General features: G+C 60.4%; 10 protein-coding genes. 6 read left to right on the top strand and 4 right to left on the bottom strand.

Features of this window, described 5'->3' with window-relative positions:
- The coding region (locus G494_RS26215) for an ATP-binding protein (RefSeq protein ID WP_161629994.1) at window positions 1–159 on the top strand (159 nt) is incomplete at its 5' end.
- Window positions 160–323: 164 nt separating this feature from the next.
- Here G494_RS26215 and G494_RS0113455 read toward each other — a convergent pair.
- On the bottom strand, window positions 324–995 hold the full coding sequence (locus G494_RS0113455) for a hypothetical protein (protein ID WP_028584965.1): 672 nt from the start codon (window positions 993–995) through the stop codon (window positions 324–326).
- A gap of 409 nt (window positions 996–1,404) precedes the next feature.
- Between G494_RS0113455 and G494_RS0113450 the strand changes: the two genes are divergently transcribed.
- Entirely contained in the window at window positions 1,405–1,836 is a 432-nt protein-coding gene (locus G494_RS0113450; protein WP_028584964.1) for an FKBP-type peptidyl-prolyl cis-trans isomerase, read from the top strand.
- Window positions 1,837–1,941: 105 nt separating this feature from the next.
- Here the strand turns inward: G494_RS0113450 and G494_RS0113445 are convergent, their stop codons facing one another.
- Window positions 1,942–2,538 carry an outer membrane protein assembly factor BamD gene (locus tag G494_RS0113445; protein WP_028584963.1) on the bottom strand — a complete coding sequence of 199 codons (597 nt, stop codon included), beginning with the start codon at window positions 2,536–2,538 and terminating at the stop codon, window positions 1,942–1,944.
- 313 nt (window positions 2,539–2,851) lie between these two features.
- Between G494_RS0113445 and G494_RS0113440 the strand changes: the two genes are divergently transcribed.
- The 4 genes from G494_RS0113440 (at window position 2,852) to G494_RS25580 (ending at window position 5,998) form a co-directional block, all read left to right on the top strand.
- On the top strand, window positions 2,852–3,490 hold the full coding sequence (locus tag G494_RS0113440; protein ID WP_028584962.1) for a LysE family transporter: 639 nt from the start codon (window positions 2,852–2,854) through the stop codon (window positions 3,488–3,490).
- A gap of 90 nt (window positions 3,491–3,580) precedes the next feature.
- Window positions 3,581–4,705, top strand: coding sequence for a tRNA guanosine(34) transglycosylase Tgt (gene tgt / locus G494_RS0113435; protein WP_035246514.1), 1,125 nt, complete (start codon window positions 3,581–3,583; stop codon window positions 4,703–4,705).
- Between the two features lie 28 nt (window positions 4,706–4,733).
- Window positions 4,734–5,075 (top strand): preprotein translocase subunit YajC, encoded by a 342-nt coding sequence (gene yajC, locus G494_RS0113430; RefSeq protein ID WP_028584960.1) that lies wholly within the window; start codon window positions 4,734–4,736, stop codon window positions 5,073–5,075.
- Between the two features lie 125 nt (window positions 5,076–5,200).
- Window positions 5,201–5,998, top strand: a complete 798-nt coding sequence (locus G494_RS25580) for a spermine/spermidine synthase domain-containing protein (protein WP_028584959.1) — start codon at window positions 5,201–5,203, stop codon at window positions 5,996–5,998.
- Here G494_RS25580 and G494_RS0113420 read toward each other — a convergent pair.
- Together G494_RS0113420 and G494_RS0113415 are read right to left on the bottom strand one after the other, a co-directional pair.
- Window positions 5,974–6,921, bottom strand: a complete 948-nt coding sequence (locus tag G494_RS0113420) for a radical SAM protein (RefSeq protein WP_028584958.1) — start codon at window positions 6,919–6,921, stop codon at window positions 5,974–5,976. The genes G494_RS25580 and G494_RS0113420 overlap by 25 nt on opposite strands.
- Window positions 6,922–6,943: 22 nt before the next feature.
- Complete coding sequence (locus tag G494_RS0113415) at window positions 6,944–7,297, bottom strand: cupin domain-containing protein (RefSeq protein ID WP_028584957.1); 354 nt, start codon at window positions 7,295–7,297, stop codon at window positions 6,944–6,946.

Genomic DNA, 7,297 nt, shown 5'->3' with positions numbered 1-7,297 from the left:
GGCTTTGCAGACTGGTCGCAGGTTTTTGGCGATCCGATAATGACAGGGGCGTTGCTTGATCGTTTAACGCATAAGGCGCATATCATCACATGTGACTGGAAAAGCTATCGATTAAAGCAAAGCCTGGCCGAGCAAGAGATGGCGGCAAAGCGAAAATAGAAACCGCCGGGCCAGCCCCAGCATAGGGAGCCCCCGGGGGCTCCCTATGCTGGGGCTGGCCCGGCTTAAAAACGATGCCGAGTTCCCCTTAACCGGTAACTTTCAAACAATAATAGGTGGTCAAAATTCAGTTAGCACAGGTGGTCAATTTTAGGTTGTCATTTCTAGGCACAGGTCCCCACCACCAGCCGTACCCCCAGGCTGCGGGCCTCGGCCACCAGGGCAAGCTGCTCCGGCAGGCGCGCGGGATCCTGGCTCTTCAAGGCGAGCAGGCTGGGCATCCAGGCCCCCCCCTGCCTGGCCAGCTCCTCCAGTTGCTCCCGCCCCTGGCAGGGCCCCTGGAAGAATCCGCCCGGGGAGGGATCCGGCTCTTTCTCCCCTGCATCCGGACAGAGCCGGATAGGAAGGGGAAAGTCGGCCGCCTCGGTTGCATCCTGCCAGTGCCGGAGCGCCTGACCCTGTGGAGATGAGGGGACCTGCCGATATGCGGGATCAGCCACCGCCAGGATACCATGACTGAAGTGATCCCGCAGGTGCCTGCTGAGCTGCAGACGCAACTGTTCAGGGGAGGCACGCTGCTGTTCCTGCCGTTTGCCGAGATCCGTGGTGGCTGAGAGGGCCAGGTGGGCACGGCCATCGACCAGGGGGGGCAGGATGGTACAGTGGGAGAGTTCCTCCACCACAGCCTGGGCAGAGAGTTCGGCGAGCCGCTCCCCGCTGCACGGCTCCCACCCGGCCCAGCGTCCCTCTTTCACCGCAAGCAGCATCTGCCGGGCCACAGGTTTGCCACTGCCATCAAACAGCCAACCGGCAACAATATAATGGGGCTCTGTCATGGGATCTCCTCCCTGCCAAGCTTGTCCACCACCGCCTTTCCCCAGGGAAAGACGGTCCCTGTTTCAACCTTAGGTCAGCTAGCGGGCCAGTCAAGGAAGGGATCCACCTTTTGCTGCTGGCCCTGCTGAACTTTTCCAGAAAAAAAATTGCATTTCCCCGGATCGCCTGGTAGATCAAGGCAGATCTTCGTTGCAGCAGGGCCTCTCTGCCCTGCTCGTTGCATATCCTTTTGGCGGGCTGCTTGCCAGAGATCTGGAACACGTCAGCCGCACACCTATCTGACCTGCTCTCCACCCCCTCCCCTCTAAGGATGGACTGCGACCGAGGCGAACCCCCATATCGATCCCCTGAGCGCCCGGCAAAAAAGAGGCCTGGGGACGCATCAAACATTTAACGCAGGAGACAGCCATGACACAGGCAAAAGATGGTGATAAGGTAACCATCCATTATACCGGTAGACTGACGGACGGGACGGTTTTTGATTCCTCGGATGGCCGTGATCCCCTGCCCTTCACCATTGGTGCAGGCCAGGTAATCCCGGGTTTTGAAGAGGCGGTCCTCGGCATGGCCTGCGGAGAGAACAAGACGGTGACCATTCCGGTGGACAAGGCCTATGGCCCCCGCAACGAAGAGATGGTCCTGACCTTTCCCCGTGATCAGGTGCCTGCAGACATCAAGCCCGAGGTAGGGATGCAGCTCCAGTTGATGAATGAGCAGAATCAGCCCCTGATGGTCCGGATCACCGAGGTGACGGAAGAGTCCGTCTCCCTGGACGCCAACCCGCCTCTGGCAGGGCAAGAGCTGACCTTTGACATCGAACTGGTCAGCTTGGACGGCTGAATCGTCGGCCCTCGCCCGCTGGCACAGAGAGCAGGCATCGGGGACGATGCCTGCTCTCCTCACCCTGCTCAGCCGGCGCCCTGTTCCATACCCGGTAGAGCTTCCTTAGAGGCTGGAAAGCTTTTTCAGATCGATCCCCTTGGCATAGGCCTTGAGATCATCCTTACTGACCTGACTGCCCTCCACCGAGACCAGGAAACGGTTGGCGATGATCATCTTGATATCACCGTCCCTGCCGCTCTCACCATACTTGACAATGGCCTTCTGGCCGTTAATCCGTTCCAGCTTACCGCCGTCGGCCATGGCATAGGCCGGATTGCTGAAGAGCATCATCAAGCCCTGGAGCATGGGCGAGTCGGTGACGATCTGGACCGTGACCCTGCTGTCGCCCTTGGCAAAGCTGCGTTCCGCGGTGACCCCGCCGCCGAACATGGCCGCCCCCATGGCCTGGGAAGAGGCATCCTCTGCCGTCCAGCCGGGCAGGGCCTTGGGCAGGATGGACTCCAGTTGACCGCCCTTCTTCTGGCGAATCAACTGGGCCGCATATTCCAGGTTGCCGGCAGCACTGGAATAGTCCCCCTGTTTATAAAACTCCATGGCCTCCTTGACCACATCCTCCACCTCATCGGCATAGACCATGGTGGAGCACAAACAGCTCAGCACCAGCCCGACGACCAGCCCGATCAACCTCTTGGTTCTCATCGCTTCTCCCTCTGCAGCCCGAGCTGCACGCTTTTCAGCCAGCCTCCTCTCAGAGACGGGACTCACTGTTCCCGTGGACCCGGGGCCCACAGCCTGTTTCCGGAAAACTTGTTGAATAATAGTCTATTGTTGCCCGATTCTCAGCCAAAGGTCAACGCCTTTTCAGCGGATCGATTCGGTGGCCGTCGCCCCCGAGCCTGGGCCTGGCTGGCAACGATCCGCCCCTGGGGGGCAGGCCTGGAGACTTGCGAAAAACAGCCGGGAAGCGTATAAATGGCCACACCCTTTCTCTCTATCCTGCGCTGAGGCCGCCATGAACGAACTCTACATCTCCCAACTCTGCACCATTGCCCTGGTCCACCTCCTGGCCGTAGCCAGTCCTGGACCTGATTTTGCCATCATCGTCCGTCAATCCATCAGCCATGGCAGGGCCACCGCCCTCTGGTCCAGCCTGGGAGTGGCCTGCGGCATCCTTATCCACGTCTGCTACTGCCTGCTGGGTATCGGGGTGATCGTCTCCCAGTCCATCCTGGCCTTTACCCTGATGAAGCTGGTCGGCGCCTGCTACCTCTTCTACCTGGGCATCCGCTGCCTGGCTGCCCGCCCCCAAAACCAGGCCATCCTGGTGGGGGAGAAGGCCTGCCAAACACCCACGATCCGTCAGGCGATCTGGACCGGCTTTCTCACCAACGGACTCAATCCCAAGGCGACCCTGTTCTTCCTCTCCCTGTTCACCGTGGTCATCCAGCCGGCAACGCCCCTGCCCATCCAGGTCGGCTATGGACTCTACATGGCGGTGGCCACCGGGATCTGGTTCAGCCTGCTCTCCCTGTTCTTCGGCCACGCCCCGGTGCGCAGCTCTTTTTTAAAGATCGGCCACTGGTTTGAACGGCTGACCGGAGCGGTGCTGATCCTCCTGGGGCTGAAACTGGCCACCACGGCCAACCACTAAACCCCGGATCCAGGCCTGTCGAGGTGACAGACGCTGGAAAAGGACCTATATTCTTTATTTAACCTTACCTCCTTTTACACATAAGGCCCCATGACAAGCTCACCCTTCACCCTGCTCCACAGCTCCTCGGAATGCGCTGCCCGCGCAGGAGAGGTCACCACCCTCCACGGGACCATCAAGACCCCGGTCTTCATGCCCGTGGGCACCCAGGCTACGGTCAAATCCATGACCCCGGAAAACCTGAGCCAGGCCGGTGCCCAGATCATCCTGGGCAACACCTACCATCTCTTTATCCGCCCGGGCCATGAGCTGATCGCCAGCTTCGGCGGCCTCCACAACTTCATGAACTGGCAGGGGCCCATCCTCACCGATTCCGGCGGATTCCAGATCTTCAGCCTCCAGGAGCTGGCCAAGATCACGGAAGAGGGCGCCGCCTTCCGCTCCCATCTGGATGGCCGCAAACTCTTTCTCAGTCCCGAGGATGCGGTCAGAGTCCAGGAGGCTCTGGGTTCGGATATCATGATGGCCCTGGACACCTGTATCCCCTATCCTGCCAGCCGGGAAGAGGCCATCCGGGCCACGGCCCTGACCAGGCGCTGGGCAAAGCGCTGCCGCGACGCCCAGAAAGAGACCGGCCAGCATCTGTTCGGCATTGTCCAGGGCGGGATGTATCCCGACCTGCGGCGCGAGGCCATCGAGCAGCTGGTGGAGATCGGTTTTCCCGGCTATGCCCTGGGTGGACTCTCGGTGGGGGAACCCAAGGAGTTGATGTATGAGATGCTGGAGGCCTCGGTCTCCTACCTGCCTGCGGCCCATCCCAAGTACCTGATGGGAGTCGGCACCCCCGAGGACCTGGTGGAGGGCGTCTATCATGGGGTGGATATGTTTGACTGCGTGATGCCCACCCGCAACGCCCGCAATGGAATGCTCTTTACTTCACAGGGGAGACTTGTTATAAAAAATTCCAGCTACAGGGATGATCCCCGTCCCCTGGACGAACAGTGCGACTGTTATACCTGTCGTCATTACTCCCGGGCATACCTGAGACATCTCTTTCAATGCCGAGAAATTCTGGCCTATCAACTGAACAGTATCCACAACATCCATTACTATTGTTCACTGATGGCCGCCATGCGGGAGGCCATTGTCGAGGATCGCTTCACGGCCTTCCGCCAGACCTTTTACCAACAGCGGGATATTCCCGCACCAAGCTGATATCTTACTTATTTGGAGGTTTCTTCCCATGATCGGAATTGCCCACGCAGCCGATACCCCGCTGGCCGGCGGTGCCGGCGGTATTGCTTCATTTGTGCCGCTTATCCTTATCTTTGTGGTTTTTTATTTCCTGCTTATCCGTCCCCAGCAGAAGAAGGCCAAAGAACATCAGCAGTACCTGTCCAACCTGAGAAAGGGGGACAAGATCGTCACCGGTGGCGGTATCCACGGCCAGATCACCGGCATCACCGACAGCGTGGTTACCCTGGAGATCGCCGAGAATGTCCGCATCAAGGTCAACCGCGCCTCCATCATGGGCTCTGCCAATGATGGCGACAAGAAGGCAGCTCCTGCCAAGGGCGGTGGCTGAGGGATCGGCGGCAAATGCTGATTTTCATCGGGTATGAAAATTGATCCCGGAACGATGTTCCGCTATCAGTAATAAAGGCTGCAACGGTACTGCGTTGCAGCCTTTTTTCGTTCCAGTCTGCTGAGATGGAAGAGCTGATCTATCGGGGGCAGGGCGAGAGCCACCCCATCGAGGTGAGCGATGACGGCCCCCTGCGCTACCTGCGCTTCGGCGCCGAGGAGAGCCAGAGCTGTCTCCACCTGGAGCGTCCCCATGAGCTGCAGCTGGCCTACACCCGCTGGATGATGACCGCCCTGCTCTTTCCCCCAAACCCCGGTCGTTTCCTCCTCTGCGGCCTGGGAGGCGGAGCCATTGCCCACTTTCTCCACCACCACCACCCCGAGGCCCGGCTGGATATCATCGAAAAGGAGGAGGAGGTTATCCGGGTGGCTGACACCTTTTTCAAGCTCCCCCGCGGCCCACGGCTGCAGGTCCTCCACGCCGACGTGGTCGACCACCTCTGCCGGACCCCGCAGGCCCCCTGCTATGATGTGGCCTTCATCGATATCTTTGGCCCCAGGTCCATGGCCCCGCCGCTCTTTGTGCCCGCTTTTTATCACGACCTCCTCCAGCGCCTCAGCCCCCAGGGGGTCTTGGCCGTCAATCTCTGGAACGGCGAGCTGGAACTGTTTGGCCGGGCCCGCCGGGCCCTGGCCGAGAGCTGCAACCATCAGCTCCTCCAGTTGGCCGTCAAAAAACGAAGCAACACCATCCTCCTCGCCTTTCCCACCACTCTTCCCAAGGATACCATCAAACGGGCCAGGAAAGAGATCCCGCTTTATCAGCAGCGTTACCGGCTGCCCTTCCACCGCTACCTGAAACGGCTGCGTCGCACCAACAAGCTCGCCGCCATCCTGGCTCAGGCTGAGCTGTTTCTCCCCTGAGAACGGCAGCCCTGAAAGAGCTTGCGTGCGGCCAGCAGCCGCTGGAGGCGGGGACTGAGCGTGGAGGGCAGGACCTGCCAGCGGGGAGCCACCAGGATATCGGGATGGGAGGTGGACCAGAGACGGTGGATGGTGATATCTGCGGGGATCAGGGGGAGCAGGCGAAGGAGCAGCTCCAGGTAACCCTCCAGGGTAAAGAGGGAAAGGTTCTGCCTGAGGTGCAGGCTGTGCAGGGGGGTGTCGGCGATCACCTGGAGATGATGGAGCTTCAGGGCCTGGATGCCGCAGGCAAGGACCCCGCTCAGAGTGGCCTCCATCTCGGCAACCGACTCCCCGGGGATCCCCATGATCAGGTGCACCCCCAGCTCCAGGTTGCCCTGGTCCCTGACCCGCTGGGCAGCGCTGAAAAAATCCTCTACACTGTGGTTGCGATTCAGCAGGCGAAGACTCTTTTCCTGGAGCGACTGGAGGCCCAGCTCGAGCAAACACTCCTTGCCGGACAAGTGGACCAGGGCGGACAGACGCTCCAGCAGTTCAGTGGGAAGATAGTCCGGTCGGGTGGAGAGGATCAGCCCCAGGCATTGGGGATCGGCCAGCACCGACGCCAACAGCGGCAGCAGCTTGTCCGGAGCCAGGGCGGTGGTGGTCTCCTGCTGAAAGTAGCCGAAATAATGACTGAAACGACCAGGAAGCAGTTGCTGCTTGCCCCGGGTCAGCTGGGTCATGATCCCGTCGCTGCCAGAGAGGTAGCCCGGGGTAAAGCTGGCCGGACGACAGTAGATGCAGCCACCCTGGACACGGTTGGGACAGGGGATGCCCACATCCAGGGGAACCTTGCCCACCCCCATGCCGAACCTCTGACGGCAATGGACACTGAAGGTCCGGATCAGCGGCCCGCGACCACCCAGCTCTGGCACCGACACCCCTGCGGCTCAATGGTTGCTGCTACTCGATGATCTCGATAATATCTTCCTGGTTCGGCACCAGGCAGAGGAAGGTAAAGGGCTCATCCCCCAGGGTCGTGTAGGAGTGGGGCACGCCACTGGGAATGAAGACCACATCATCCTTCTCCACCTCCAGGACCTGATCCGCGATGGAGACCCGGGCCCGGCCGTTGAGGATCAGCTGCTCATGTTCCACCGAGTTGGTGTGCATGGGCATGAAGCCGCCGGCAGCAATGGTGAAGCTGCGCATGGCAAAGTTGGGCCCCTCCTGGGGACTGATCAGGATCTTCCGGGAGACACCCTCTCCCACGGGCACAGCCTCGGCTGCCACCTCTGTCATCTTCTTCACATACAT

Origin of the sequence: Desulfogranum mediterraneum DSM 13871, assembly GCF_000429965.1 — a bacterium.
Taxonomy (GTDB): domain Bacteria; phylum Desulfobacterota; class Desulfobulbia; order Desulfobulbales; family Desulfobulbaceae; genus Desulfogranum; species Desulfogranum mediterraneum.
The sequence above is the reverse complement of the archived record's forward strand: the minus strand, read 5'-3'. Positions and strand labels throughout refer to the sequence as shown.

What these genes read in the sequence shown, in the direction of transcription:
- G494_RS0113455 (WP_028584965.1), bottom strand. Translation starts at nt 995, where the DNA reads ATGACAGAGCCCCATTATATTGTTGCCGGTTGGCTGTTTGATGGCAGT.
- G494_RS0113450 (WP_028584964.1), top strand. Translation starts at nt 1,405, where the DNA reads ATGACACAGGCAAAAGATGGTGATAAGGTAACCATCCATTATACCGGT.
- G494_RS0113445 (WP_028584963.1), bottom strand. Translation starts at nt 2,538, where the DNA reads ATGAGAACCAAGAGGTTGATCGGGCTGGTCGTCGGGCTGGTGCTGAGC.
- G494_RS0113440 (WP_028584962.1), top strand. Translation starts at nt 2,852, where the DNA reads ATGAACGAACTCTACATCTCCCAACTCTGCACCATTGCCCTGGTCCAC.
- tgt (WP_035246514.1), top strand. Translation starts at nt 3,581, where the DNA reads ATGACAAGCTCACCCTTCACCCTGCTCCACAGCTCCTCGGAATGCGCT.
- yajC (WP_028584960.1), top strand. Translation starts at nt 4,734, where the DNA reads ATGATCGGAATTGCCCACGCAGCCGATACCCCGCTGGCCGGCGGTGCC.
- G494_RS25580 (WP_028584959.1), top strand. Translation starts at nt 5,201, where the DNA reads ATGGAAGAGCTGATCTATCGGGGGCAGGGCGAGAGCCACCCCATCGAG.
- G494_RS0113415 (WP_028584957.1), bottom strand. Translation starts at nt 7,297, where the DNA reads ATGTATGTGAAGAAGATGACAGAGGTGGCAGCCGAGGCTGTGCCCGTG.